The sequence below is a fragment of the Cytobacillus sp. IB215316 genome (assembly GCF_033963865.1).
In the GTDB taxonomy this organism is placed as follows: domain Bacteria; phylum Bacillota; class Bacilli; order Bacillales; family SM2101; genus Nanhaiella; species Nanhaiella sioensis.
Genome location: NZ_JAXBMC010000014.1, coordinates 1 through 26,142, shown reverse-complemented (window position 1 = coordinate 26,142; position 26,142 = coordinate 1). Strand labels below are relative to the sequence as shown.

Here is a 26,142-nt window from a genome sequence, read left to right as displayed (position 1 = left end):
GGATAACTTTGTATTAATAGCTTAACTACAAGTCCAATTATTTAATCACAAACATTTACATAAACAAATTCTTGAGCAACAGGTTGACCGGTTTCTTTTAAAGTTACGAGGATTTGAAATCTATATTGCCCTTTTTCAGTAAATTTAATTTTAAATTCGCTACAAGAAACAACAGACAAAGTAGTTTCAAGAATTGCTACACCGTCAGTGAATGTTATTGGAACGAACATTCCTGGATCATTTGGTACGAAAATAAAAGATTCGAAATTATCTGCTTGATCCATATCTCCAACTGAAACAAAAACATCAATATCCGCACCATCTAGAGATGGATCAGTATTAACAAAACAGACGGAAAAAATCTCTTGTACATTTTCTATAACAGTATCAGCCAAAGTGTTAAAAATACAGACTGTCAATTCAACTACACCCCCTATTTGATTAGATTGCTTTTCATATTAGAAGAGCATTATATTTTATTCTATAAACTATAATTAAGCTTGGACTAATCATGTGATACAAAAGAGGATTTTTCAGGAGAATAAACAACTTTACTATCCAATGATGACAAGACAAGAATGCTAAATTTAGAATGAGTGATTTGGGTATGGTGATAAGAGATTGGGTGCTTACCCAAAATTGGAGGGAAAACTAAAAGAGTTTAACTTTTAATAGCAAACAGGGAAAGCTAAAATGCAGGAAGGTTTTAGTCAAGCATGACATTTTATCGGAAATAAGATCAAAAATAAAAGAAATCCCTCCAAATTATTCATGAAAGGAGGAATAAATATGGAGGGTTGGGTGAAAATGGTTGTATTTTATAGTATGCAATATATTTGTTTCAGGGATGTACTAATGTACCATGTCATTTACATTAATTTTTAAAAAATATGATGACAGTCAAGGTTCATGCATTGAAGTATCTATTTTTCTCCATGATATGAGCACATTTTTCCATCGTGAGTTTGGAAATTGATATTATCAGCAAGAAAATAAAGTTTACCTTACTTGTTACAATAAATGATGTTTTTTATCTTATCCGATTAAGTAACCAGTCATTTCTGTATTTACGATGTCCGATTGATCTTGGTTGATTGAATGTCCAGCATCCTTAATTATTTTGTAGTTAAAATGATTGGCTTTAAAAAAGTCAATATAGGCAGGATGATAAGCAATGCTGTCTGAATCTCCAATAAGAAATAATGCTTTTTGTTTGAAGGAAGACAAGGCTTCCATTTCATACGATATAAATTTTCTTCTCTCTGGTTTACTGTATTTAAGAATATAAAGGAAATGTTTTAATAGTTCATTATTCATAGTATGAGTGTCTGATATGGGACTACCTAGTTTGCGAAGAAGCTTTAAAGCATTTTTTTCTGATGGCTTTAATACTTCTGGAAAGAATACCATGACGCTTTTTATTCCTAATAGTGTGTATTTTAGACCTAAGCCTTTAATAGGGATAAAGCTTGCCATGCATATAATTTTATCTACCCGATGAGGATTCCTAATTTCATAAGAAAGTGCTAAATATACTCCATATGATACTCCAGCCATGTGTGCTTTACTAATGTTATAAGTTTCTAATATATCATCTATCCATAAATGGGGTTGAAAATTGTTGTAATATTCATCGTTAGGTTCACTCTTACCTGCCCCACCAAGAGTGTCTATTGCAATCACATAGAACTGTTGTGCTAATTCTTTAATATTGTAGATCCACATAATTGCAGAGTTGTCGCCTGTGCCATGAAAAAGTATTAGAGGAGGGTTTTTCTTATTTCCTGTGATTATTACATGTGTTTTCCCAAACCGGGTGTCAATATCTTGCTCCTCAAGATCAACACCCCATAAATTCAACAAGCGGTCATAAGATTCATAAAGTAATTGTTTGCCTTCTAAGCTTCTAAACCTACTTTTCATAATAATAACCTCTTTTCTTGATGGAATTTCAGGAGAAAACACTATTATCAAAGTGTATATCTAAATTATACTATCATTTGAAAATTAGAATAAATAATAATATTACAATTTAATGAAAATAAAGGATAATAAAAATAAATAATCTATCTTTTGGCAAACAGATGTCTAACGTCAAATGATCTATAAAAAAGTTTTTTTTTCGTAAATTGTGATGTTATAGCTCCTAAACAAGAAGGTTAAGGTATTTTCGTAAAAAAACAGGTAAATAAATATAAAATAATCCCCTAACAAATTTGTTAGGGGATCCATAAAAGGGGAAAAAAACATACTTACACAGAATGATATTGGTCAGGTCATCGACCTTAGTAGTTGGTCATTGGTAAACGGTAAATTTGTAATTGGTCATAGGTAATTGGTTTACTATAGCCATTTCAAGTTTGATTTATAATTAACGAAAAACAAGATTTCCCCTTTTATGCCCTGAAGTGGAGTCTCACCTCTTCAAGGATTAAAAATATTTTTCACTATCAAATGCTAATTCTATTTCATAGTTTTTGGCGTTTATCAGATTAGATAGCCTATTAGCTTGACGTTCAATTTCGATTGATTTTAATCGATATTCCTCTGGGTTAAACATAGCTAATTTAACTATCATTACATTCTCCCCGTAGGAATAAGGGTATTCTTCTTTTGAAGCCCCATACTTTTTATATGTACGTGCTTTTGCACGTAACTGGGTAGCCAGCTCTATAGCTTCGACAATAGTTAAAGCTTCATCGTTAAAAACAATTTCATTTTGAATATTTGCTTGATACATGAGTTTATCTAGTAATCGTAAATCTTTTCTAACCTCGTCTAGTTCTTTTTCAACTGTAGAGAGTGTACGAGTTTGAGCAGGAACTTCACTACCTTTTTCAATTTCTACAAACGCTACACGCTCCATCTCATTTTCTAACTCTCGAACTCTATTAGAAAGAACACTTTTTAACTTAACAGCCTCTGCAAGTGAAATATTAGGCATGATGTTAAACCCCTTCAATTAAAATATTATTTCTAAATAATACTATATCATCTTTTTTTTAGCAAATGCTATTATCACATGAATGATTGTTTTCTTACTAATAAATATATACGAAAATGAGAGTCTCATTTATATTCAAATAACTAGCGTGTGTCTAGATAAACCTTTGCCGTAGCTATATATATATAGTATATGGGCTGTGAGTATAGCTTTTCCCTTCGCCCTTACACGGTTTGTGTTAGCCTCCTACTCAACAATTGTTTATGTGTTAGGAGCTTTGTTGTAGTCACCATACGACAATCCTATATGATCTCTGACATTTGCAATAGGATTCCTCGGATTTTTTTACCTTTTTCAGTCAATCCATATTCGATATGTTGTGGGGCAGATTCTTTAATAACGTCTTTGAAGACAATTTCGTATTTCATCAGTTGTTTTAACGTAGTTGACAAGCTTTGTTTATTAGCATCAGGTAACCGCCTCAATAAATCGCTAAACCTATGATTTTTTTCAAGCGCTAATATTAACAGTGGGGAATATCTACCGTCTATTGAAATAAGTATTTTTTCTAACTTGCTGAGCTGCGCACATGGTTTTTTCCTCGATAATGCCAAAGTTATAGCCCCCTTGTATGGTCAAAAAAATTTGACTTATTTACTAAGCAAACTTTTATATTTACAATTTACCGTAGAAGGATTAAAAAAACAAATCTTTCAAGTAATAGAGAATTGGTACCATTTCTCTTTTGATGTATTCTTGTTCAATTGCATGCATGAACATTATCTAAATATTACAGGATGATCACTGTAGGAACTTATTTTAATCAACATTGATGAAATCTTATACTTTATTACATTATTAATGAGAGGGGATTATAATATATGCAAAACTTTTCAGAAGCGTTAAATTTTCGCCATGCGACGCGCCACTTCCAATTAAATAAAATGATTCCTGAGAAAGATTTAAAGTTTGTCTTAAATAGTGCAATAAAAGCTCCATCTTCTTTAAACCTTGAGCATTGGGAGTACGTAGTTGTACAAGATAAAGATACAAAATCAAAACTTAAAGATGTGTGTTATAGTCAACAGCAAGTTGAAGATGCTAGTGCAGTTGTTGTGATTTTAGCTAAAAAAGAAAAATTACTAGACCCTAACTCTCCGGAAGTAAATCAATTAATACGTGAGAGGATTCCTGAAAATGGAATTCCAATTGCAATAAATTTCTTGCAGTCGTTTCCTAATAGTGATGCATTTACAGCTTGGTCTAAATCCCAATGCTATATTACTGCAGCTTTCTTAATGATGGCTGCTGCTACACTAAAAATCGATTCATGTCCAATGGAAGGGTTTGTAAATGATGATGTCTTAAAATTACTAAACTACTCTTCAGAAGAATATGAAACAGCTTTAGTCATCCCTTTAGGATACCGAAGAGAACCTAGTACACCTGCCAAGGTAAGAGCGGCTCTGGAAGATAAAGTTACATTTGTTTAATACTAAATGGTTGATGGGTATACACAATTTAGCGTGATGCTTTTCACTTAAATTGTTAACGAAGAGGTATTTGGAAAGTCAGTGAAAGCTGGCTTTCTCGTATCCTCTTTTCAAATGCACAAATTAGTAACTAATGAGCTTTTAACTACTTATAGAATCAACCTAACTCTTAGTATCGTTCAAGGTGATATGTATTGAGCTAAACAATTCTAAATTTCCTCAATAATTCAAATATGCTGTATACTTACGTGGAATGGCAGTCAACAAAGAAAACCGATTATTCATTTTCATTCTTTAAGGATACATTGTAGTGATATCATTACAAAAGACTGTTTTCGCATTAATTGTTGCTTTTGTACTTAAGAACTAAACACGTACACAACTGGAGTTCATGGAATCTTTTCTTCTGTACAACAATGACTAAGCATGTTAAACAACGTTTTTTATTACTAATTGGATAACATATGCAACAAAGTATTCGAAAAGAGCCTCACAAAAAGATAATTGATACGTATTGGTTAGCTTATTTCGTGCTTTTATTGTACAAAATACACGGTAAAAAAATAAATATATTAATAAGTGCTATAAAAATATATAGAAATTTGAAGAAAAATGCTACAATCTCTCTCTAAATCGACTCTCAAGCCAAAATCATCTCTTGAATAACTTTGGTAGAATGATAATAACCCCACCTTGCACTATAGGAAGAAAATCACTATAAAGTGCTCTTCCTATTTTACGGAGTTTAGGTGGCTAGGGCATGAGAAGGGAGAGGATTAAAGATTAGAGATGTAAAAAAGTATGAAAAAATGTCTGGAGAACTATTAAAAACCATTGGCTATGTAGATGGAGTTCTTGATAATAGGGCGAGCAAATCTATCGATGAAATAAGGAAAGCAGAGTATCTTTTGGACAGAATTCATCAAGATTTATCGCTTATGCAATTATTTATTAATAGAAGAAAGAAGATCACTAATCGAAGTAGGATTGCTAAATGAGGTGAGATGGTTGTCACAAAATATAGAAAAATTAAAACTTAAAAGCTCCTTATTGGTAGTAAAGGATATAGCTATTGTCTTCATGCTTTTAGGTTCATTAAATTGGTAAAGCCTTGATTAGTACATTGACACAGGGTTTTACCTATTTTTATTTTAGCGTTACATTAACGTATGTGTTGGTCAATTTTCGTTTTAACTCTCCACTTTTTACTATAACCTTCAAATTTCTCTCAAAATGCTATTACTCCTTAACATAATAGAGAATCATTTCTAAATCTTACGTTGAAGAATGAAGAAATAAAGAATATCCCGCAGTGTGTTCCTAGATTAAATGAAGTGTAACTGACATTCCTGAATTTTGCTATTTACTTAGAAATTGTGATCAAATGGATGATCAAAAAATGTCCATAAATGAAGAATGGGATAAAAACGGTAAAAGTGACGCTACAGGTTATGCCCATGATTAACTATAGCTTTGCGGTTATTGTCGAATATATATTTTTCGATCTCAGTCTAATAAATTAGCAGTAGTTAGTAGAAAGAGTCATATTGGTATTATTTACATAAATTTTTCTATAACTATTTAATTTCAATATATGTATATTTAACTATTTTGAATATTTTTTATTGTCTAATAATATAAAAAATTGTAGGATGAAAATCTAACCTTGAATAATTCTTTTATTCGATCCTAAGCATTTGAATCAATGAAACTGGAGAGTAGAAGAATTTGAAAAGTGACAATTCTGAATAAGGAGTGAAATAAATGAAGAAGTGGATAGTGGCTTTAAGTTCGATACTTGCAATTGTTAGTATTTTTCCAATCAGTGTGCCAAATGCAAACGACAATTATCCAAATGATTTTAAACTGTTGCAACATAACGTCTTTCTATTACCAACGTATATAACTAGTTGGGGACAAGCAGACCGTGCAAAAATGATCGGTGAAGCTGACTATATGAAAAATCAAGATGCAATTATACTTAATGAATTATTTGATAATTCAGCATCTGAGACTTTACTTTCAAAGCTTGAAGAAGAGTACCCTTTCCAAACTCCTGTTTCTGGTCGAAGTAAGGATGGCTGGGATGAAACGTTAGGTTTTTATTCTAATTTTGTACCTGAAGATGGTGGAGTTTCAATTGTTAGTAAATGGCCGATAGTAGAGCAAATTCAATATGTATATGAAAAGGGATGCGGTGCGGATTACTTTGCTAACAAAGGCTTTGTATATGCAAAAATTCAAAAAAATGATTACTTCTATCATATCATCGGAACGCATGCACAAGCAGATGATACAGGGTGTGGCGATGGTGAGGATGCATCAATCCGTCAAACGCAATTTCAAGAAATTAGTAATTTTGTAAAAGAAAAAAATATTCCAATTGAAGAAGTTGTATTTTTGGGTGGAGATTTCAACGTTATAATGGACAATGAGGAAGAGTACACTGAGATGCTAGAAACGTTAAATGTTGATCCACCAGGTGAATATACAGGTCATTCATCTACATGGGACCCTGAGACAAATGGTATTCTTGGATATGAGTACCCTGATTTCGGCCCTCAACACTTAGACTATATTTTTGTAGAAAAAGATCATGCACAACCATCCTTATGGGTAAATGAAGTGTTGAATGTAAAATCCCCAGTATGGACTGCGATTTTAAACGAATATAATGAGTACTCTGATCATTATCCTGTTGCAGGCTATTCTAGATAACATTTATGTGAATAACACAATGAAGGAATTAAAGCTTTTTTAATCTTAAATATTGTAATTACACTGTGACGATCTTGTGCAATCGAGGGGTCAACATAGCTAGTTAAAGCATTCTTTAACAAAACGTTTAATACTTTATTTTACCTCCATCTTAAACAGATGGGGGTATGTGCATTTTAGTTGGTTAATGATGAAAACGGCAAATATAGAAATTATAAATTATATAAAAATCATGGCAACATGTGAAAATCCATAGTTATACCTCAATAAGGCAGATTGTTAAATAACTAATTGTACAAATTAGGGGAGCTTGAAAATAACTATTATGATGTTATTTTGTTTTCTAAAATATTGTAGTTTTAATATAATAATAAGATGGCTGTGAAATTTTACGTTAATATAGGGTAATGAGGTTATGTAGAAAAAGGTGAAGTTAAGCAAGAAAGGGTGGCTTCTTATGAAGGAAATTAATTCAAATTTCATTCAACCTAGTATGAAAGAACTTTTATCCTTCGCAACTTCAGTAAAGAATGTAGATCGAGATCCTACTCTAAGAACGAACAGATTATTACTAAGAAAACTTGAATTAAGTGATTCAGATTTGATTTTTAAATTTCAGTCAAAAAAAGAAAATTTTAAGTATGTTGATATGCCCGTATACAAAAGCCTTAAAGAAGCCCCAAATTATATTCATCGTATGAATAAAGGCGTTGAGAACAATAAGTGGATTATTTGGGCTATTGCAGATGTATCTACAAATAAAATATTAGGTACCATTACTATCTGGAACATTTCAATGAATCAATCAAAAGCAGAAGTAGGATATGTATTATTTCCTGAATACGTAGGAAAAGGAATTATGTCGGAGGCACTAAATAAAGTTATTGAATATGGCTTTAATGATATGAAACTTAAATCCATAGAGGCGTTTACGAGTTCATTAAACAGTAAATCAATAGCATTATTAGAAAAAAATAAATTTTATAAGATTTCGTCATTTAGTGAAGAAACATCAAACGGAGAATCTGTTGAAATGGATATATATATCCTAAAGTCTACTGATGAATGATAAAAGTTTAAGAAACTAAAGAAGTGGCAATCCATTGAATATATAAGTATGAAGGAGTTGTTACAAGTACAAATTTTCAGCTAGATTAGATAAAAATTCATTATAGACTGATATGGGGGTCTTTATGCCTACAATTTATTAATCTTCTTTTGAAATTTATACACTATAATTTTACATATACAAACTAGGAGAGTGCATGTAGTAAAGATACATAAAGTAGCAATCCAAAGTGTGATGTTCACTTGTGTATTAGACATAAAAATTACTATGTGTGTTCCTTCACATCAAGGAGGAAGAACTATGGAACAGCGAAATATGGAATTTATGATAGACTGTGGGGATATTTATTTACGAGAATTGAGAATTGAAGATTTAGATGAATATTTCGAAATAACTACACACCCTGGTGTTGCTGAGTTTTTACCAGATTGGATCTCACCGAAAGAACAAAGATTGGATTGGTTAGCAAACTGGGAAATCCCTGGTGGGAGAGAGTTCTTACAGTCCGTCCCTCATATTGGGACAAAAAGTTTAAAATTAGGGATAATTTTAAAAGAAACTAAAGCATTTATTGGCTGTATAACGACTTCTATAAAGGAAGAATTGCCGGCTCCAAATAGGGAGGTTGGTTTTGTTCTATCAATGCACCATAGAAATAAAGGCTATACAACTAAAGCTGTGAAGGCATTTACTAAATTTTTATTTGACAATACGAACCTGAAATCCCTCAATGCTATTGCTTTAACAAATAATGTAAGCTCAAATAGAGTAATAGTAAAAAGTAATTTTACTTTTATTGATACTGTAGTAATTGAGAACAAAAAATACTATCACTATATTCTTTATAACAAATAAATAATAATAACATAACAACTTAATTTTGGCAGGTAAGATAACAACTTAAAACATAAGTTGTTATCTAGCCAGCTGAGTCACAAGATACTAAAAAATGTATACTTTCCGACTGATGGGATTGTTTATCAGTTGTAGTTGAGCTCTATATATGATTTAGGGTTTAATCGCCCTTGGGCATTAGGTAAGGTACGTTGACAATAATTTGTAACGAAAAAAACACACGTAACAACGTGTGTTTAAATAAGAGAGGGGAAAACAATATGAAAAATTGCTATAACCCTATTAAATAATAAAGTTGTGTAATTTCTGTGTGTATAATATGTGATTTTGTGGGAGTTTAATTAGCTACTGGTACATAAAAGCTATCAATGATTATTTCATTCAGCTGTTCCCAATGCCTTAATTCATGTAAGCCGATAAACTCCACAGATTGAGCCAAATTTAAATATTTAAATACCGGATTTGGAATTCCTTTCGTATAGTTGTCTTCGTTATCATTCATCTCATTGAGTACTTTTAACAATCCTTCTCTCGATTCTGATAAACATTGTAATAATTTATCTTTGGTCATAAAGTCATCTGTAGGGCCAAGTTCATCAGGAACTTTTACTTTTTGAGATCTGTCTAGCATTAATAATAGAGGTCTTTTTTTTGCTTCTTTACTTTCAGGATTTTCTAAGCCAGCTTTTATTAAAGATGTAAACCCTAGTTCACTCGTGTATAAATGATTAAGTAGTTGAGCAACGCTCCAACGGTCTTCAGATACTTTTTTATTCAATTGTTCATCAGAAAGACCATCGATTGTTGCTAGAACCTTATTTCTGATCATTTCAATACTCTTTAATTCAAATTCTAACATTTACCTCACTCCTTAAAAAAATTTACCAACATTAACCTATTCTATGTGTAATGAGATTATTCCTCTTTGGATGTGTGGAGATTTTAAATGATAAAGTGACAAATTTAGCAGCTAACAACTACAGAATTGGCTTTCGCTTAAGATGAGGCTACTATAAAACGAAAATTGTATCAATCGAAGAAGTAAGTGAAGTAGAATCAGACGTAAATTTAGATGTTGAAATTAATGTAATTGTATAAGGAATTAATAGCTTATAAGATTACCCCTACTCTTTTGAGTAGAGGTTTTACTTTACATTTATGTCAGTAAATGTATTATTATGATAGAATTAAAATGATGTTGTGATTTGGAGTAATTCTAGTAGCAATTTGTATTCTTTAATGGAAGTCCATTTTTATCTATTAAACTAAACTAATACAAAATGTGATATCAATTAAATCAGGAGGGGATGAATCTTTTGAAGTTTATTAAAAAAAACTCAGGTTTGATTATTATTTTTGTATGTATTAATCTAGTATTAAATTCTAGCTGTGCTAATAAGGAATTACTAAATAATCAACGAGAAAGTAGTCAAGAGGTCTTTAATGAGACGCAGATTAAATCAGATTTCTATGAAGCAGCCAACGAATTTAAACGGATTGAACTAGAAAGTGATGATTATGGTGATCTGACTTTTTTAAAGGATGTACTTAAAGATAAAAGAATAGTCATGCTCGGAGAAAGCTCACACACGGTAGCTGAATACAATTTAATTAAAGGCAGGCTTATTAAGTACTTACATGAAGAATTAGATTATAATGTTATCGCATTTGAAAGCGGTTTAGCCGATGTTAATTTTACAAATGAGATGCTTGTAGATAAGAGTGCAACTGAGGCGTTAAAAAATGCGTTGTTGGGTATATGGTATACTGATAATAATATAAAGTTATTACAATACATAAAAGAACAGAAAACTTCAAATACCCCTATTGAAATTGCAGGGGTTGACATACAACCACAACAATTAACAAGTCAAGTACTATACAATTTTTTTGAAGATAAAAATAGAGATTTTGCAGAAGAACTTAGAGATGTAGAAGTTGAATTTTTAAAATTAATTAGATCAGATTTTAATAATGTTGAAAATCGTGAGTGGGTTAAAAATATAGAAGAATTGATTGAGAAGTATAATGTATTATCTAACTATGTGAAACAAGGAGAGTATCAAACATTTCTAGAAGATGACATGAAAAGTTTAATTCTAATGATACTTAAGCAAAGAATGAACGCCCTTATTGATGTCTATAATGATGAATATTTTAGTAATAATGAGAGAGATAATGAACCGAGAGATAAACTAATGTCACAAAATTTAGTGTATCTTCTTGAAGAAGTGTATCCGGATGAAAAGTTTGTTGTATGGGCTCATAATGCTCATATTATGAAAAATAGATCCAAGATTAAAGTTGAAAGTAGTGATGGTATCCCACCTTTTGTTACCTTTGTTGAACATTTACCTAAAAAGATTATAGAGGAATCATATGTAGTAGGACTTTATATGTATAATGGGAAAAATACTCTTGGTCAGGGCGAGGTTGTTGATGTAATAACCGATCATAAAAAAAATTCAATTGAGCAACATCTTTATCAGTCTGGACATCCAGTTACTTTTTTAAATATTGATATTAAAGATGATATGTCTAATAAGTATTGGTGGAATACTGAAGGAACGAGTAAGCTTTGGGGGTTATATGAAGAAACCTTTATCCCTAGTGAACAATATGATGGACTCATTTTAATTAAAAACGTTAATCCTGCTAAATTTCATCAAGATTAAATTTGTAGGAGTCTATTCGTTATAGCAGAGCTAAGAACTTTCATATAAACACAATAAAATGTTCATTTTATTTGGATACAAACTAAAAATGGAATATAAAGGAAGATGGTAGAAGTATGAAAAGTAATAAAAATCAAATTAATCAACAAGATACTCAGCTTTTAACAGCAAAAGAAAATCAATCACTTGTCACAATAATCTTGGTTAGTGGTTTTCAGTTTCGATGTAAGGTAATCGATTTTGACATTTTCACTGTACTTGCTGAAGTAGAAGGAAAACAACAATTAGTTTATAAACATGCTATATCCACAGTCATGGAAGGCTCTTCTATAGTAAAGAAACAAGCGACAAGGAAATAGCCTATTGCAGCTAAATATAGGTTGATATTTTAAACCAAAATAACATGCTAATTAACAATAAAACGTTCAGGTTAACCTGAGCGTTTTATTATTGGAAAGTGTTATTTACTACCTGTTTTGTTTCGGACCGATGCGGGTTAGAAGTTTATCAGGCTAACTTTATTAGTTTAATGAAAGGGTTTAATAGCTCTGGAACAATCAAGAAAGAAAGACTACTATATAATATCCATGTTTCTGTTCAAACCTCAATGTAAATAGCACTACGCACAGTTGTCAATTATGGAGATGAAAAAAAAGAACTAACCAAATATTATAGATAAAACACACATTGTTATGAATGAAGACATATTGGAACCTCAATGTTGAGAAAAGGATATTGTCACCGATATTAAAGATAAGGTGCTGTGAAACGTAAATGTTGAGACACAAACTGTTTTTAGCGAGATTTGTGGGTTGCATTATGATGAAAATGATTGGAAACCTTGATAGTTAAGGTTTCGCAATCATTCATCCGAAAAACAACATTAAACATTAACGCAGCCAAAGGTAAAAAAGATAGTCAAGATATAAACTATTGCCCCACCAAATTCTAAAATTATAAAACAAAATTTAATTCATTATAAATATATTTATATAAAATAAAGAAATACATAGTATATTAAAGAAAACTAGTATATTATCTCCCTAAATCGCCTCTCATGCTAAAAGCGTACTTTTTATTATTTTGGTAAAATTAAATAAATATCCAAATTTCCCCTCATGTGCTTATATAAAATATCTTTTCAATAGTAAAACGTTACAAGAAGGTAACGTTTTACTACTCTTTCAAGGCATAGAAGGGTAACGGAAGAGATAGGAGAGGATTTATATTGAAAGATGTAAAACAATATGAAAAATTATCCGGAGAACTTTTGAAAGCGCTTGCTTATTCAGATGAAATACTTAATAATAGAGCACACAAATCTATCGACGAAATTAGAAAAGCAGAATATCTTTTAGATAGAATCCAACAGGATTTATCAAAAATGCAATTAGCACTTAATAATAGAAAGATGAAATCTAACCGAGGTAGAATTGCTAAATGAGGTGACAATGTTGAGTTACAATATAAAAAAGCCAGTGTTAAAAGGTTGGCTTTTTTGGATCATAGCTTTAACTTTAGTAGTTTTGATTACCGGAACATTAAAATAGGTGAAACCCTGAGAACAAAAGATGAAAACAGGGTTTTACCTATTTTTATTTATTTCGGATATTCACAACGTCGTCATATTTAATCCTATGAATATCTAAGTCTAATTATGGCGAGTAGTAGGTGGTCCATTCTAACTAAATTACTTCTAATACAATTTCTAAATCGTAATAATACAGAATCAGCCGGTGTAAAGGTTGACGTTACAACTGGTTGGCAGTATCTCTCAGTAACAACTGATCAACCGTTTTCAACTAATGATGGTGTAACTGTTGTAATTTGGCCAAGTGTCTATAATGGACCAACAGATTCTGTATATGCTTCGGAACCAAAGCTTATTGAAGAATAACTAAAACTATTTAAAATGAATAGTATGATGTATAGGTTAGTAATTTACAAGAAATGTTCTCCCGTTATTGAACAATAAGGAGTTTCTCCTAACAAGAATCAAAAACGCTTGCACCGTCTAAACCAAGACGGGGTTTAGTGTTTAAGCTTTTAAAATTAATAACTTTACTATCAATCTACGAGTAGAAAAAACTCATTAGAATAATGAATGTAAAGAATGATACTGTAACGTATTGCTTTTTAAGACATACTCAGAGAACTTTAAGACTTGAATGTATTATAGGTTTCTGTGTAAGCAAATAAGAGAGAGTAAAGTTAAATCTACTCCTGAATTTCTTCAGGTAATTGATCTACACTTGTAGATTCTCCAAATCCAGTCACTTTATATTTTTCCCCATTGTCCAGTTGGAAAGATATCCCTTGAATTGGTTTCTCATCTCTTTCTATTTTAGGAGCGGTTTCTTTGTTAAATCCCCATGTATCTAATGTCACTTTACCAACTACTTTTATGAAATTTCCATCTTTATTGTCAGTAATATTATTAATACTCTTATTTATCACTTTACTCTCTATCCATTCATCTAATACCGGTTCAATGCTATTAATATCAACGTTCATGCCTTCTTTGTAATAAACAGTTATAAAATATTGAAAGTGAGCAGTACTTAAATCCTCAGAGCCTCCACCTGCATAATATGATTCTGCAATTCTGAATGTATCAATATTGTCATGGGGGTTAGTACTACACCCAATTAGTACTGCGATTTGTATGAATGTAATAAATAATCGTTTCATTAAATTACCCCTTGTTATTTAGTTAATGTGTAACTAACATAGAAGTTTATTATAAGCCCTAAGGTATTTCCTTCTTGAGTATTGGTCTATATACAAAAATACTTTGATAAAATTTAGGCCTCGCTTCTAGAGTAAGATCTCGTTTAGACCATCCTGATTCACCAGTTGCCCATTCTGTTGGAGCGTTAACGAACCACACTTGCTCACTTTCATCCTATTATAATGTATATTGATATTACAAAGGAACATTAACTACAGAAAAAATTATACAAGCTCATATAACTAAAGTAGGGGAAGAAAATAAAAAATGTACTCACATGGAAGGGTTTAAAGAGTGTGATAGAGAGGGGGTGTTGATTCCTACCAAACACGCAGTTCTCCTTTATACATGATTTCGAAGATGTACATTAGGAAGTATACCTGCTCTGTTAATGCCTCTGGTCACTCCAGTATTACATATTACCGTTGTTTGTACCATATATTTGGAGGGCTCGGTTGACATCTTTTATAGTGGGCTAGTTATGTTACTATATTGTTTCTTAAATAGATTTTTTTGAGAAATAAAAATAAAATGTTATCTTTACACCTAATATAGGTGAATTCGTTGCTATAAAAGGGGAGTCAAACATTTGAAATAGTATTCTAGATCTTTCATCAAACTGTACTTGACAAAATTACAGTTAGAACATTATACTGTAATAGAAATAAATACAGTTTAAATAAAAGGAGATTTAATAATGGCACAAAGTAGAAATGCAAGTGAAGAATATTTAAATAAAATTAAAGAAATAAAAATGAGTGGTGAAAAACCGAAGGAACTAACTGACCAAAATTTCTTCACAGTTGCACAAGAAAGAAGTTCAATTCGTCATTATGATCCAGAATATAAAATGAGTGAAAGTGATATTAATGAAATTTTAGAGACTGCAATTTTGGCTCCTTCTTCAAGTAACTTACAACCTTGGAGATTTCTTGTTATTCAAGATCAAGAATCAAAAGAGCAATTACTACCAATTGCAAATAATCAACAACAAATCGTTGATGCATCAGTTGTTATAGCAGTGCTTGGAGACCTAGAAGCATATAAAAACGCAGAAAGAATATATGGTGAGTTAGTAACCAAAGGTGCGATGACAGAAGAAATTAAAAAATTCTATGTAGATCAAATTAATGGTCATTATGGAAATCTATCGTATGAAGATGCAACAAGAGTAGCGATGATTGATGGTGGTATCGTATCTATGCAATTAATGCTTGCAGCAAAGGCAAAAGGCCTTGATACAGTACCAATGGGAGGTTTTAACCCTGATCAATTTATCAAAGAATTCAATGTTCCAGAAAATTTCTCTCCTGTTATGTTAATTTCTGTTGGTAAGGCCAAACAAGTAGGCTTTGCAAAATCTCGTTTACCACTTGATGAAGTTACAACTTGGAATAAATTCTAATCGAGTTTCATAGTATTAAAACTATGCTACCTAGCGTAAAAAATAAAACGCTAGGTTTTTTTATTTTTGACCCCCACTAAAATGACAAAGGGTACGTAATATATGAGTGGAAGGAGGTTACTGTGCAAAACTTCATATCAACAAATCTAGTAAACTAACTATTATTAATAATTGTACGGAGGTAACGATATGTTTAAAAAAGTGCTTACGGTGATAATGGCACTATCATTAATAATATCACCATTTTTTAATAATAATATTGCAGCAGCAGCTGATTATGAACATGATGTTAACACTATAACCTCAACAAAATCTCAAATTACATTTACGTCTTTTGTGAATACAAGCTGGGTAGATGTTCATTACAAAATTAACTCTGGTATTCAACAAAACGTAAGAATGAATAAATCAGGAGCTACTTTCACACATGAAGTGGATGGTTTGAAATCTGGAGACGTTATTAGTTATTCATTCACATATAATAATGGGACTCCTGCGTATAACACACCAGAATATAATAGTACGCATGGATCAACGCCAGAACCAGAACCAACTCCGGAGCCGACACCAGAGCCAACTCCAGAGCCGACACCTGAACCAACTCCGGAGCCGACACCAGAGCCGGAGCCACAACCAACACCTGAACCAAATCCAGATGTTGAGCCACTAATAATTGACGATTTTAACTCTTCAACACAGTGGAACACGAATACAAATGATTTGGGAGAATCAATTGTACGTAACGGAGGAGCTTACAATCTAGAAGGTAATTCTAATTTGTATTTCTTCTTTAATGGTAGGACAAGTGCAGAATCATTTGAACAGCACTTAAATAAAGACATTTCTGCTTATGATACACTGGAGCTTACTTTAAAAGGCGCAAATGGTGGCGAAGAGGATTATATTAACATCGTATTAAATGATGGAACAAATCGCTCACTAAAATTATCTGATTACGGTAGCGTAACAAGCATTTATAAAACAATTTCTATACCTTTAGCTGATTTTCAAGCAAATTTGACAAATGCGAAATTTTTACGCTTTGAAGGGGTAGGGACTGCGAAAATTGTTCGTATCGATGACATGGTACTTACTTCAACTGGAGTGGTAACAGAACCTTCTGAACCAACTCCAGAGCCAGAACCAACAGAACCAACAGAACCAACGAATCCTAGTTCCATCAATGCTTATGAGAAAATACAAGCAGAAGACTACGATTCAATGCAAGGTATTCAAACAGAAGATACTACTGATTTAGGTAGTGGGAAAAATGTAGGTTGGACAGACAACGGCGACTATATAGCATTTAACAATGTTAATTTTGGTTCCGATGGTGCAAAAGGGATTGAAGCTAGAGTAGCTAGTCAATCAACAGGTGGATCAATTGAAGTAAGGTTAGATAGCCTTACTGGAACTTTAGTTGGAACAGTAGCTATTCAAAATACTGGCGGATGGCAAAACTGGGTTACAAACACTGCCACTATCAATAATGTAACAGGTACACATGATGTATATTTTGTATTTAAAGGTGCAGCTGAAGGTATCGGTAACTTAAATTGGGTTGAATTTACTAAAAACTCAGCTACGCCAACAGAACCAACAGAACCAACAGAACCAACAGAACCAACAGAACCAACTCCGACACCAGAGCCAACACCAACACCAGAACCTGGAACTATTCCTACTGGAAATGGTGTGATGACATTCCAATTACAAAATAATACTGGTGGAGAGTATTCTGATGATGAAATTTACTGGGCTATTCTTGGTTACAATAAAGCTACTGGACAGCTTAGTCATGTAGATAAAGATGGAAATTTGATAGAAAGTAAAATTAGTGACAATGATGCACCAGGTCACTTGACGAAAAACGGTCAAAACTATCCAAACTACTTTTATAAAATGAGTGAAGTAGACTGGACTTCAATGCCAGAGATTGACTCTGGAAGAATGTTTATTAGTTTAGGAAGTCCAATGTATATTAAGTTAAATCAAGCAGCAGATGGTAGAGTAGGATTTGCAGGTCCAGATTTAAATAATCCAACAGATCCTAACCAAGATATTTATTTCGAATGGATTGAGTTTACAATTGACCAATGGGGTTATCACGGAAACTCTACTCGAGTAGACCAATTTAGTTTCCCAATTACGAATAGATTACTAGGTTCAGATGGGTATGATAAAATCGTAGGTGAAACATATACGCGTGACCAGTTATTTAGTGCATTTAAAAATGAAATGCCATCGGAATTCCAATCATTAGTGGAAGAACCATATAGAATCGTTGCTCCAGGTAAAGGTCAATTTAAGCCAGGAGGAACATATGAAAACTATTTTGATAACTATGTGAATGAAGTTTGGGATTATTATAGAACGAATGAATTAACCTTTACTGCAGAAGCAGGAACATTTAGTGGTCGTGTTCAGGGAGATAACTTCGTCTTTTCGAAAAACGGTGGACCTTACAATTTAAACATTGCAAGGAAACCATCGACACTTGAAGTTTTTGAGTGTTCAGGACCGATGGACACAGGAAGTGCAGATGAGAAAGTAGTGGAAGCTCAAGTTTGTGCCGCATTAAATAGAGGTATTATGTATGACCCTGTTAATTGGGGAAATTCAGATTTCTTCTATCAAAACGATACAGCGAACTTCTATGCTAAATTCTGGCATGATTATAGCATTGACGGTTTAGCATACGGCTTTGCTTATGATGATGTAAGAAATTACAGTACGCTACTAGAACATCCTAATCCAGAAGCACTAATTATTGGTGTAGGCTGGTAAATTGAAAGGGGTCAGATTTCCACTGTGTAAAGCAGTGGAGATCTGACCCCTTATTTGATGCCTTTTTCGGTGATGAATGCAGTGATCAGTTCGTTAGGCGTAATATCAAAAGCAGGGTTGTAAATATTTATGCCGTTCGGTGCGACTTTTTTTCCATCAATATGTGTAACTTCTTCATGATGACGTTCTTCTATTTTTATGCCAATTCCGTTCATTATTGAATCATCAAATGTTGATTGTGGTGCAGCTACGTAAAACGGGATGCTGAAGTGTTGTGCAAGAATCGCCAAGCCTAGCGTTCCTATTTTATTAGCTGTATCACCGTTTCGAGCAATCCTGTCTGCTCCAACGATTATTGCTTCTACGTTTTTTGACAATATAGTATGTGCAGCCATATTATCGGTGATAAGTGTAACATCAATTCCTACTTGAGTTAATTCCCAAGTTGTTAACCTCGCCCCTTGTAAAACAGGGCGAGTTTCCATCGCGAACACGGAAAAGTCAATTCCACGCTCCTTACCGAGATGAAACGGAGCAAGTGCTGTACCGTATCTAGCTGTAGCGATAGAGCCTGCATTACATATTGTTAAAATACGGCGCTTTGCACCTAATAAATTAAGTGCATGCTCACCAATTTCACGACAGGCGCTTTCATCTTCGAGTTGTATTTTGATGGCCTCATCGGTTAATACTGTGATCGCTTCATCAACTGTTGTCGCTTGTTGAATAGAATAAATGAGTCGGTCTAATGCCCAACTTAGGTTCACAGCTGTTGGCCGTGAACTTACTAAATAGTCACGACCTTTGCCAAGCCTAGTTCTAAAATCTACTAGACTATGTACATGATAGCTTTGTGCAGCTAGCACTAATCCAAAAGCTGCCACGATGCCAATTGCTGGTGCACCTCTCACTTTTAGCGAAGCAATAGCATGATAAACGTCTTCTAGAGTAGTTAAATTTATAAAAACTGTATCAACTGGTAGCTTTTGTTGGTCTAAAATTGTGATGAAATGGTCTTTCCATTCTACCGATAAAGGAAGAGTTGAGACTTGCTTCATCTTACAAATCTCCTTTCGGAATGTTGAATAACATCTTGAATTGCTGAAGCATGTGTTAGACTTTGGCGATTTACAATAAGTGTTCTACCAACTTCTAGAGCAGTCGACTTAACTTGAATCTTTCTCTCGTGAGGAGTAATGCGATCTAAATCCTCCACATGTGCTAAGCCAATCGTACGGCGAATCATTTCACATCCAGCAAAACCAACAGCGTCTGCAAATGCTTGTGTTAATATGTGCTCCACGAAACCTTCAACCTCAGCAAAGGCCTCAAGGCTATGGTGTTTCCATAGCTTAACAAAGGTTGTGTTAAAAGTGTCCCAAGTATCTTCAATACAATTGGATAAGTAGTTTCTTTCATTATCTTTTCGAGATAAAATTTGTAAAATTAGGTTTGCGAAAAATATACCCATATCAAACCCTATAGGACCACAGAAGGAAAATTCAGTATCAATGATCCTCGTCTCTTCCTCATTGGCAATTATACTTCCCGTGTGCAAATCTCCATGAATAATACCATCAGCTTGCGTTAAAAATATTTTTTTTAATTTTGCGACTTCAAGCTTTAGGAAAGAGTCATTCCACATAGCTTGAATATTTTCTTGTAATTCTTTTTCATAGTTGTTTGTGTCATGATTAAAGAAAGGGTTAGTAAATACGAGATCCTCTGTTATTCTACACAGCTCAGGATTGACAAACTGTTTTTGTAGTTGCTTTTTCTTTTCCGCTCCAAAAGCATAATCAGAAGTAAAAAATAATGTTTTTGCTAAAAAAGTACCAATATGCGTTGAGAGGGATGGATATGATTTTTTATTTATGAACCCTTTTCTGACGATGTCTAGATGAGATAAATCTTCCATCACAGTAACTGCCAATTTGTCATCGGTATAGTAAACCTTTGGAATATGCTCAGGACAATAACTTGCAAAGGTAAGTAACGCATGGCTTTCGATTGTTGCACGCTTTAAAGTAAGCGGCCAGCTTTCACCAATAACTTTTGCATAGGGTAATGCCTGCTTTATTATGATTCCTTTGTTGTTACGCTCATCGACTATCCGAAAGACAAGGTTTAAGTTTCCATCCCCAATTTCCTTACATGTTAAAAATGATTTCTCAGGAAAAAGATTTAATTTTTGGGCTAAAGAAATTGCATTTTTTTCGGTTAGCGGTTGATAATTAGTATTTTGAATTGAACTCATAAATACCTCCCAAAAAGCGTTATTTTGTATATGTTAACTAGAAAAAGCCTCTTTCTTATTGGACGAAAGAGGCTTGAAGAACGAACTTCTACCTCTTATCTTTCAGAAAGTCTTACTTCCTGTTGGAATTAGCACCGTGCCTTTGTAGAACATTAAAGTTCTACCCACCTTAAGGTGTTTTTTGGTCGGTTGCTGGGCTTCATAGGGCCAAATCCCTCAGCCAACTCTTGATAAGAGACTAACTTATAAAATTTTCGTGTGTGATTACGATCCATAAATTTGTTTGTATGAAGTGTATCATAACAATATGTGATTTTCTTTGTCAATAACTTTTTCAAATGTTTAAAATATATATGAAACTTAAGTGTAGTTTTAGCAAATTACTTAAATATATTTAAATTCGAAAATTGAATTGTCACAGTTTGTTAAAGTATTAACCGATGCTATGAGCAGGATTCTACAATATATAACACGAATGATATCAAGGAGAAAAAGAAGTCATAAAGTTAATGAAAAATATGTCGAGGTGATAAAATGACCGTTTTTCAAGAAAAATGGGATGAATTAGCTAGCTTAAAGGATGAATTAGGTTCAAGAGATTGGTTTTATGCAACTAGTGGCAACCTCTCAATCAAAGCAAGTGATTCTCCGTTAACATTTCTCATTTCGGTAAGTGGAAAGGACAAACGGCAACGCACAAAGGATGATTTTTTATTAGTAGATGAACAAGGACACCCTACGAGTAGTACCAAATTATATCCTTCAGCAGAAACGCCACTTCATCTCGCAGTGTATAAACAATCAAATGCAGTATGTTGTATACACATACATACGGTAGATAATAATGTTATATCAGAACTATATGGAGAGCAAGGACAAGTGAGTTTTCATGGACAAGAAATGATCAAAGCACTCGATGAATGGGAGGAAGATGCAGAAATTACAATACCGATTATAAGAAATGATGCATATATCCCACTGTTAGCAGATTCATTGAGTACTTACGTTACTGCTGACAAAGGTGCTGTACTCATAAGAAATCATGGGATTACAGTGTGGGGAAGAAGCGTATTTGAAGCAAAAAAAATACTAGAAGCCTACGAATTTTTGTTTAGTTACCACCTCAAAATACTGCAATTAAAAAGAGATGTAACAATATTATCATAAGTATATTTAAAATGGTGAAACCTTTCACGTATATGTTCGTATAGATAGTAAAGGCTATTTTCATAAACTTTGTTGCTATTGTTTCTATACTAGAAGATAAAGATGGTTTTACTTAAAAGTCATCGTTTTATACAGGCTCTTTTTGTTTATATCTTAGAACGAAAAGCAACAATCTGTGCCAAGCTAGCATTTATTGAAGAACAATCTTTGCGAAAACACCCGTAGTAAAAGCTTTGATGGAAGTTTTTTTCTTGCAAATTGCTATTTTTTTCTTTAAAGTATGTGTTTTATATGTTGTGTTTCTTGTCGTAATTTAGACTATCATATATAATAATTGCATTAGCATATATGCTTGTTCAAAAAACAGGACAAAAAAGCACAGAAAAAGGAACTAATTTCTAGGTATTTATATTTTTATTCAGGAGGTGACACCTTACTTCATTGTAAGTAAGGTAATTTTATTGGACAGTATTGACTTATTGTATTTATTCTTAATTGTAATCTTAATCGGACTAACAGGTTTCTTTGTAGCGGCGGAATTCGCAATCGTGAAAGTGAGAGTGAGCCGCATAGATCAATTAGTTCAAGTAGGAAATAAAAAAGCGATTGCAGCAAAAAAAGTTGTGAGTAACTTAGATGAATACTTATCGAGCTGTCAATTGGGTATTACAATTACAGCTTTAGCACTTGGTTGGGTTGGTGAGCCAACAGTAGAAAGATTATTACACCCAGTATTCGAACATTTTGATATGCCAACTTCTGTTTCACGTATCGTCTCATTTGCTATAGCGTTCGGTACAATTACTTATTTACACGTCGTAATTGGTGAATTAGCACCTAAAACGTTAGCGATTCAAAAAGCAGAAAAGCTTACATTATTATTAGCTACACCGTTAATATGGTTTTATCGAATCATGTATCCTTTTATTTGGTTATTAAATGGATCAGCTAGGGTTGTTATTAAATTATTTGGTTTGCATCCAGCATCAGAACATGAAATGGCCCACTCGGAGGAAGAATTACGCATCATACTATCTGAAAGCTATCAGAGTGGAGAAATAAATCAATCAGAATACAAGTATGTTGACAATATTTTTGAATTTGATAACCGTATTGCTAGAGAAATTATGATACCAAGAACAGAAATCGTAAGTTTTGATGTGAGTTTGTCCATCCAAGATTTTCTCAGAGAAGTGAAAGATGAGAGGTATACGAGATACCCTGTTATTGATGGTGATAAAGATCATATTATAGGCTTAATAAATCTTAAATCGATGATTAAAGCATATTTTGATGTCAAAGATATAGACACCACAACGATTAGAGAGTTTGTCACACCGATTATTTACGTAATTGAAACGATTCCTATTCATGATTTATTGAAAAAAATGCAAAAAGATCAAATTCATATGGCTATATTAATCGATGAATATGGCGGTACGTCAGGGTTAGTTACCGTTGAAGACATTTTAGAAGAAATTGTTGGTGAAATCCGGGATGAGTTTGATGTGGATGAAACCCCAGACGTTCAAAATATTAAAGATAACCATTATATACTTGATGGCAAAGTACTAATTAGTGAAGTGAATAAATTATTGAATTTGAGTATTGATGATGAGGATATCGATACGATTGGTGGGTGGATTTTGACGAAGGAGATAGACGTACAAGAAAATCAAGTCATTGAATACGAAGGCTATATCTTTACTCTCAAAGAGATAGATGACCACCAAATTAAACTGATCGAAATTAGTCCACGATAATATAGGTAGCTCTAATTACGAAATACCTATTCATAAAACATACGGTAAAATGTACCGTATGTTTTTTTATGGGCACACGGTTGCTATTGTGCGGGATAGATAAATTATTTATAAAGAGCGAGCAGTATCGATCGATTTACGTTATGTTCATTCATATATGAGAAAAAGCTTTATATATTTACCTTTTTTAATAAACAAATTCAACTCGCAGTTCTCTTAAGATAAGTAATGCGCCAACACCGTATACGATGAAGTTTGCTAATGGTACTACCGTAAAGGCGTAATCTACAAAAATCCAACCAAATATAATAGAGGATAGACAAGCACTTAATGTTATAAATAAATAAGCGTTACTTTTATAAATCCACACATAAGGAAGAAAGTGTGAACCGATGAGTAGTCCAATAGTAAATGGCAAGTATTGAGGAATTAGTATATATACAATGATATAAAGAGGTATATAAAAAGCCTGAGGAACAGCAATAATACATGCTAATATACCTATAGGATTATGCGTTACAAGTAAATTAATGCGGAGTATTTTACTTATTATAAAACCTAATGGAAAAATGGAGGATAACCCAAATAACCAAATGAAATGGATGATCTCTTTTGCGAAAATTACGGGTAAAAGTGAGATGATAAAAAAAACGATTGTCCCAGATAGTAAGAAAGGGAGTCCTTTTTTTGCTTCAACGATCAGTTCTGATTGCATATCTTTGAGCGTACTGTTCATAATAATTCTCCTTAAATGAAATAAATATAGCATGAAATCCTCACCTTAAATTAAGGTGAAATTTGAACACAAAAAAACAAACACCTGAATGGTATTTGTTTAATCTGTTTTACTCAATTTTCCATCATTACCCTCATCAAGACCTGTCGTATTATTGACGACTTGAGAAACTAAATTTAATCCTTGGTCCATAGGGTTCATAGATTCTGTTTTTTGACCAATTTCTTTAGATTTTTGTTGTTTTTTCATACGTAGCTTCCCTCCTAACATGTAGCGTTTGTAAATAATAAAAAATTATTCAAGCTAATTCTTACTAACAAAGTTTAAAAAGCCTAAAACAGAAATACCTACGCCTGATTTGTAGATTTCTATGTATGAAGCATGAAAAGAGGGTGCTACATAATATAATTAGCGCAAAAATATAAGATAAAATTGCATTTTGAAAAAAACGTTATATAGGGATTTTAATTCATGTCGTGCTAAATCTCCTTAACCAAGATAAATAACAATCAATGCAAACGAAGCCAATAAACAGATTTAGATGTATGTATGTTTCACTTTAGAGGTTTCTGAGTGCTGTAAGCAGGTCTTCAGGTTCTAACCGTTGCATATAGTTTGGGTTAACATATGAAAATCGTATTCTACTAGTTTCATCAATCATAAATGTTGAAGGTACTGGTATAAGCCAGTTGCCACCTCCGTTGTATTCTGATATATCTAATCCAAACTGATCATATACTTCCTTCACTTCTGGTGGAACATCGAATAACACATTATACTTTGCAGCTGTTAAGCCTTTTAAATCACTAACTACTTCATAAGATAAATCATTTTTTTCTTTTATTGTTAATGAATTATCTGGAGTTTGTGGGCTGATGGCAATTAAACTCCCTCCAATTTTTTTAATGTCTGGTAGTATTTCTTCGTATGCACGTAGCTGACGATTACAATATGGACACCAAGATCCTCGATAAAATGTTAAAATGATAGGTCCTTTTGTTAATTCCTCATATAAATTGACTTGGTTACCATTTGCATTAGTTAAAGTAAAATCACGTGCTTTATCACCAACAGTTAGTCCGTTAGCAATACCAGTTTGTTGAAGTGAAGCTATTGAATTTTCTAATACAGTAAAAGCGTTCATTGGCATAGTTGTTTTGCTTTGTTGTGTAATTGTGTCTAAACTTGCTTGTAGTGTTCCCATTTTGATACCCCATTCCATAATAATGTTATTAAATACTATAATAACGTCAAAAGACCTATTACTAAAGTAATAAGTCTTGAATTTGAGATTTCTTTATCATCTACTGTGAGAACGACGATGTTTATTGAATGTTCAATATGATAAACTCGGTTTTTAAAATGTGGAGTTTTTTCGTCTAACTCATAAATTCGATCATCTTAGTATTTAGAAAATGAGAATATAAGAAAGTAGTGGTGGGATAATTAAGAATTTATATAAATACAAAATATAACATATGGAGTTAGTATAGTTTTATGGACACAAAAACGTTAAGTACTTAAAATGTACTTAGAAAGGTT

The 26,142-nt window shown here is 32.7% G+C and carries 23 protein-coding genes and 1 riboswitch; of the genes, 12 read left to right on the top strand and 11 right to left on the bottom strand.

Features of this window, described 5'->3' with window-relative positions:
• Positions 1 to 41: 41 nt before the first annotated feature.
• The 4 genes from SLH48_RS18000 to SLH48_RS17985 all read right to left on the bottom strand — a co-directional run bounded on the left by SLH48_RS18000 (position 42) and on the right by SLH48_RS17985 (position 3,558).
• Positions 42 to 419: a hypothetical protein gene (locus SLH48_RS18000; protein ID WP_320259275.1), complete on the bottom strand. Its 378-nt coding sequence runs from the start codon at positions 417 to 419 to the stop codon at positions 42 to 44.
• A 616-nt stretch (positions 420 to 1,035) separates the two neighbouring features.
• On the bottom strand, positions 1,036 to 1,923 hold the full coding sequence (locus SLH48_RS17995) for an alpha/beta hydrolase (RefSeq protein ID WP_320259274.1): 888 nt from the start codon (positions 1,921 to 1,923) through the stop codon (positions 1,036 to 1,038).
• Positions 1,924 to 2,431: 508 nt separating this feature from the next.
• The gene (locus SLH48_RS17990) at positions 2,432 to 2,944 is read right to left on the bottom strand and encodes a hypothetical protein (RefSeq protein WP_320259273.1); all 513 of its coding nucleotides are present in this window, start codon (positions 2,942 to 2,944) and stop codon (positions 2,432 to 2,434) included.
• 302 nt (positions 2,945 to 3,246) lie between these two features.
• Positions 3,247 to 3,558, bottom strand: a complete 312-nt coding sequence (locus tag SLH48_RS17985) for a winged helix-turn-helix transcriptional regulator (protein ID WP_214483169.1) — start codon at positions 3,556 to 3,558, stop codon at positions 3,247 to 3,249.
• Between the two features lie 267 nt (positions 3,559 to 3,825).
• Here SLH48_RS17985 and SLH48_RS17980 point away from each other — a divergent pair, with 267 nt between their 5' ends.
• The 4 genes from SLH48_RS17980 (at position 3,826) to SLH48_RS17965 (ending at position 9,079) form a co-directional block, all read left to right on the top strand.
• Positions 3,826 to 4,437: an NAD(P)H-dependent oxidoreductase gene (locus SLH48_RS17980; RefSeq protein WP_214483170.1), complete on the top strand. Its 612-nt coding sequence runs from the start codon at positions 3,826 to 3,828 to the stop codon at positions 4,435 to 4,437.
• A 1,764-nt stretch (positions 4,438 to 6,201) separates the two neighbouring features.
• Complete coding sequence (gene sph, locus SLH48_RS17975) at positions 6,202 to 7,155, top strand: sphingomyelin phosphodiesterase (RefSeq protein ID WP_320259272.1); 954 nt, start codon at positions 6,202 to 6,204, stop codon at positions 7,153 to 7,155.
• A 457-nt stretch (positions 7,156 to 7,612) separates the two neighbouring features.
• Positions 7,613 to 8,224, top strand: a complete 612-nt coding sequence (locus SLH48_RS17970) for a GNAT family N-acetyltransferase (RefSeq protein WP_320259271.1) — start codon at positions 7,613 to 7,615, stop codon at positions 8,222 to 8,224.
• Between the two features lie 300 nt (positions 8,225 to 8,524).
• Positions 8,525 to 9,079 carry a GNAT family N-acetyltransferase gene (locus SLH48_RS17965; protein ID WP_320259270.1) on the top strand — a complete coding sequence of 185 codons (555 nt, stop codon included), beginning with the start codon at positions 8,525 to 8,527 and terminating at the stop codon, positions 9,077 to 9,079.
• A gap of 337 nt (positions 9,080 to 9,416) precedes the next feature.
• Here SLH48_RS17965 and SLH48_RS17960 read toward each other — a convergent pair whose 3' ends face one another.
• A complete protein-coding gene (locus tag SLH48_RS17960) occupies positions 9,417 to 9,938 on the bottom strand; it encodes a DinB family protein (protein ID WP_214483178.1) in 522 nt (173 codons plus the stop codon).
• Positions 9,939 to 10,395: 457 nt separating this feature from the next.
• On the opposite strand from SLH48_RS17960, the gene SLH48_RS17955 reads away from it, so the two are divergent.
• The 4 genes from SLH48_RS17955 to SLH48_RS17940 all read left to right on the top strand — a co-directional run bounded on the left by SLH48_RS17955 (position 10,396) and on the right by SLH48_RS17940 (position 13,651).
• The gene (locus SLH48_RS17955; RefSeq protein ID WP_320259269.1) at positions 10,396 to 11,754 is read left to right on the top strand and encodes an erythromycin esterase family protein; all 1,359 of its coding nucleotides are present in this window, start codon (positions 10,396 to 10,398) and stop codon (positions 11,752 to 11,754) included.
• Positions 11,755 to 11,870: 116 nt separating this feature from the next.
• The gene (gene hfq / locus SLH48_RS17950) at positions 11,871 to 12,113 is read left to right on the top strand and encodes an RNA chaperone Hfq (protein WP_214483180.1); all 243 of its coding nucleotides are present in this window, start codon (positions 11,871 to 11,873) and stop codon (positions 12,111 to 12,113) included.
• Positions 12,114 to 12,982: 869 nt separating this feature from the next.
• Positions 12,983 to 13,198 carry a hypothetical protein gene (locus SLH48_RS17945; protein ID WP_214483181.1) on the top strand — a complete coding sequence of 72 codons (216 nt, stop codon included), beginning with the start codon at positions 12,983 to 12,985 and terminating at the stop codon, positions 13,196 to 13,198.
• 213 nt (positions 13,199 to 13,411) lie between these two features.
• Positions 13,412 to 13,651 (top strand): hypothetical protein, encoded by a 240-nt coding sequence (locus tag SLH48_RS17940; protein WP_320259268.1) that lies wholly within the window; start codon positions 13,412 to 13,414, stop codon positions 13,649 to 13,651.
• Between the two features lie 320 nt (positions 13,652 to 13,971).
• Here the strand turns inward: SLH48_RS17940 and SLH48_RS17935 are convergent, their stop codons facing one another.
• On the bottom strand, positions 13,972 to 14,445 hold the full coding sequence (locus tag SLH48_RS17935) for a hypothetical protein (RefSeq protein ID WP_214484370.1): 474 nt from the start codon (positions 14,443 to 14,445) through the stop codon (positions 13,972 to 13,974).
• Between the two features lie 737 nt (positions 14,446 to 15,182).
• Between SLH48_RS17935 and SLH48_RS17930 the strand changes: the two genes are divergently transcribed.
• A complete protein-coding gene (locus tag SLH48_RS17930) occupies positions 15,183 to 15,890 on the top strand; it encodes a nitroreductase family protein (protein ID WP_320259267.1) in 708 nt (235 codons plus the stop codon).
• Positions 15,891 to 16,079: 189 nt separating this feature from the next.
• Positions 16,080 to 18,677: a beta-1,3-glucanase family protein gene (locus tag SLH48_RS17925; RefSeq protein ID WP_320259266.1), complete on the top strand. Its 2,598-nt coding sequence runs from the start codon at positions 16,080 to 16,082 to the stop codon at positions 18,675 to 18,677.
• Positions 18,678 to 18,727: 50 nt separating this feature from the next.
• On the opposite strand, the gene mtnA is transcribed toward SLH48_RS17925, so the two are convergent.
• Together mtnA and mtnK are read right to left on the bottom strand one after the other, a co-directional pair.
• Positions 18,728 to 19,735 carry an S-methyl-5-thioribose-1-phosphate isomerase gene (gene mtnA, locus SLH48_RS17920; RefSeq protein ID WP_320259265.1) on the bottom strand — a complete coding sequence of 336 codons (1,008 nt, stop codon included), beginning with the start codon at positions 19,733 to 19,735 and terminating at the stop codon, positions 18,728 to 18,730.
• Positions 19,732 to 20,934, bottom strand: coding sequence for an S-methyl-5-thioribose kinase (mtnK, locus tag SLH48_RS17915; protein WP_320259264.1), 1,203 nt, complete (start codon positions 20,932 to 20,934; stop codon positions 19,732 to 19,734). The genes mtnA and mtnK overlap by 4 nt, the downstream gene beginning before the upstream one ends.
• Before the next feature lie 92 nt (positions 20,935 to 21,026).
• A riboswitch (SAM riboswitch) is annotated at positions 21,027 to 21,171 on the bottom strand.
• Positions 21,172 to 21,468: 297 nt separating this feature from the next.
• On the opposite strand from mtnK, the gene SLH48_RS17910 reads away from it, so the two are divergent.
• Positions 21,469 to 22,101 (top strand): methylthioribulose 1-phosphate dehydratase, encoded by a 633-nt coding sequence (locus tag SLH48_RS17910; protein ID WP_320259263.1) that lies wholly within the window; start codon positions 21,469 to 21,471, stop codon positions 22,099 to 22,101.
• A gap of 470 nt (positions 22,102 to 22,571) precedes the next feature.
• Entirely contained in the window at positions 22,572 to 23,864 is a 1,293-nt protein-coding gene (locus SLH48_RS17905) for a hemolysin family protein (RefSeq protein WP_214484373.1), read from the top strand.
• Positions 23,865 to 24,051: 187 nt separating this feature from the next.
• Here SLH48_RS17905 and SLH48_RS17900 read toward each other — a convergent pair whose 3' ends face one another.
• From SLH48_RS17900 to SLH48_RS17890, 3 genes are all read right to left on the bottom strand, one after another.
• Complete coding sequence (locus SLH48_RS17900; RefSeq protein WP_320259262.1) at positions 24,052 to 24,600, bottom strand: DUF7010 family protein; 549 nt, start codon at positions 24,598 to 24,600, stop codon at positions 24,052 to 24,054.
• Positions 24,601 to 24,699: 99 nt separating this feature from the next.
• Complete coding sequence (locus SLH48_RS17895; protein ID WP_320259261.1) at positions 24,700 to 24,849, bottom strand: hypothetical protein; 150 nt, start codon at positions 24,847 to 24,849, stop codon at positions 24,700 to 24,702.
• Between the two features lie 310 nt (positions 24,850 to 25,159).
• Positions 25,160 to 25,804 (bottom strand): peroxiredoxin-like family protein, encoded by a 645-nt coding sequence (locus tag SLH48_RS17890; protein ID WP_320259260.1) that lies wholly within the window; start codon positions 25,802 to 25,804, stop codon positions 25,160 to 25,162.
• Positions 25,805 to 26,142 lie beyond the last annotated feature (338 nt).

What these genes read in the sequence shown, in the direction of transcription:
- SLH48_RS17995 (WP_320259274.1), bottom strand. Translation starts at nt 1,923, where the DNA reads ATGAAAAGTAGGTTTAGAAGCTTAGAAGGCAAACAATTACTTTATGAA.
- SLH48_RS17990 (WP_320259273.1), bottom strand. Translation starts at nt 2,944, where the DNA reads ATGCCTAATATTTCACTTGCAGAGGCTGTTAAGTTAAAAAGTGTTCTT.
- SLH48_RS17980 (WP_214483170.1), top strand. Translation starts at nt 3,826, where the DNA reads ATGCAAAACTTTTCAGAAGCGTTAAATTTTCGCCATGCGACGCGCCAC.
- sph (WP_320259272.1), top strand. Translation starts at nt 6,202, where the DNA reads ATGAAGAAGTGGATAGTGGCTTTAAGTTCGATACTTGCAATTGTTAGT.
- SLH48_RS17970 (WP_320259271.1), top strand. Translation starts at nt 7,613, where the DNA reads ATGAAGGAAATTAATTCAAATTTCATTCAACCTAGTATGAAAGAACTT.
- SLH48_RS17965 (WP_320259270.1), top strand. Translation starts at nt 8,525, where the DNA reads ATGGAACAGCGAAATATGGAATTTATGATAGACTGTGGGGATATTTAT.
- SLH48_RS17960 (WP_214483178.1), bottom strand. Translation starts at nt 9,938, where the DNA reads ATGTTAGAATTTGAATTAAAGAGTATTGAAATGATCAGAAATAAGGTT.
- hfq (WP_214483180.1), top strand. Translation starts at nt 11,871, where the DNA reads ATGAAAAGTAATAAAAATCAAATTAATCAACAAGATACTCAGCTTTTA.
- SLH48_RS17940 (WP_320259268.1), top strand. Translation starts at nt 13,412, where the DNA reads ATGGCGAGTAGTAGGTGGTCCATTCTAACTAAATTACTTCTAATACAA.
- SLH48_RS17935 (WP_214484370.1), bottom strand. Translation starts at nt 14,445, where the DNA reads ATGAAACGATTATTTATTACATTCATACAAATCGCAGTACTAATTGGG.
- SLH48_RS17930 (WP_320259267.1), top strand. Translation starts at nt 15,183, where the DNA reads ATGGCACAAAGTAGAAATGCAAGTGAAGAATATTTAAATAAAATTAAA.
- SLH48_RS17925 (WP_320259266.1), top strand. Translation starts at nt 16,080, where the DNA reads ATGTTTAAAAAAGTGCTTACGGTGATAATGGCACTATCATTAATAATA.
- mtnA (WP_320259265.1), bottom strand. Translation starts at nt 19,735, where the DNA reads ATGAAGCAAGTCTCAACTCTTCCTTTATCGGTAGAATGGAAAGACCAT.
- mtnK (WP_320259264.1), bottom strand. Translation starts at nt 20,934, where the DNA reads ATGAGTTCAATTCAAAATACTAATTATCAACCGCTAACCGAAAAAAAT.
- SLH48_RS17910 (WP_320259263.1), top strand. Translation starts at nt 21,469, where the DNA reads ATGACCGTTTTTCAAGAAAAATGGGATGAATTAGCTAGCTTAAAGGAT.
- SLH48_RS17900 (WP_320259262.1), bottom strand. Translation starts at nt 24,600, where the DNA reads ATGAACAGTACGCTCAAAGATATGCAATCAGAACTGATCGTTGAAGCA.
- SLH48_RS17895 (WP_320259261.1), bottom strand. Translation starts at nt 24,849, where the DNA reads ATGAAAAAACAACAAAAATCTAAAGAAATTGGTCAAAAAACAGAATCT.
- SLH48_RS17890 (WP_320259260.1), bottom strand. Translation starts at nt 25,804, where the DNA reads ATGGGAACACTACAAGCAAGTTTAGACACAATTACACAACAAAGCAAA.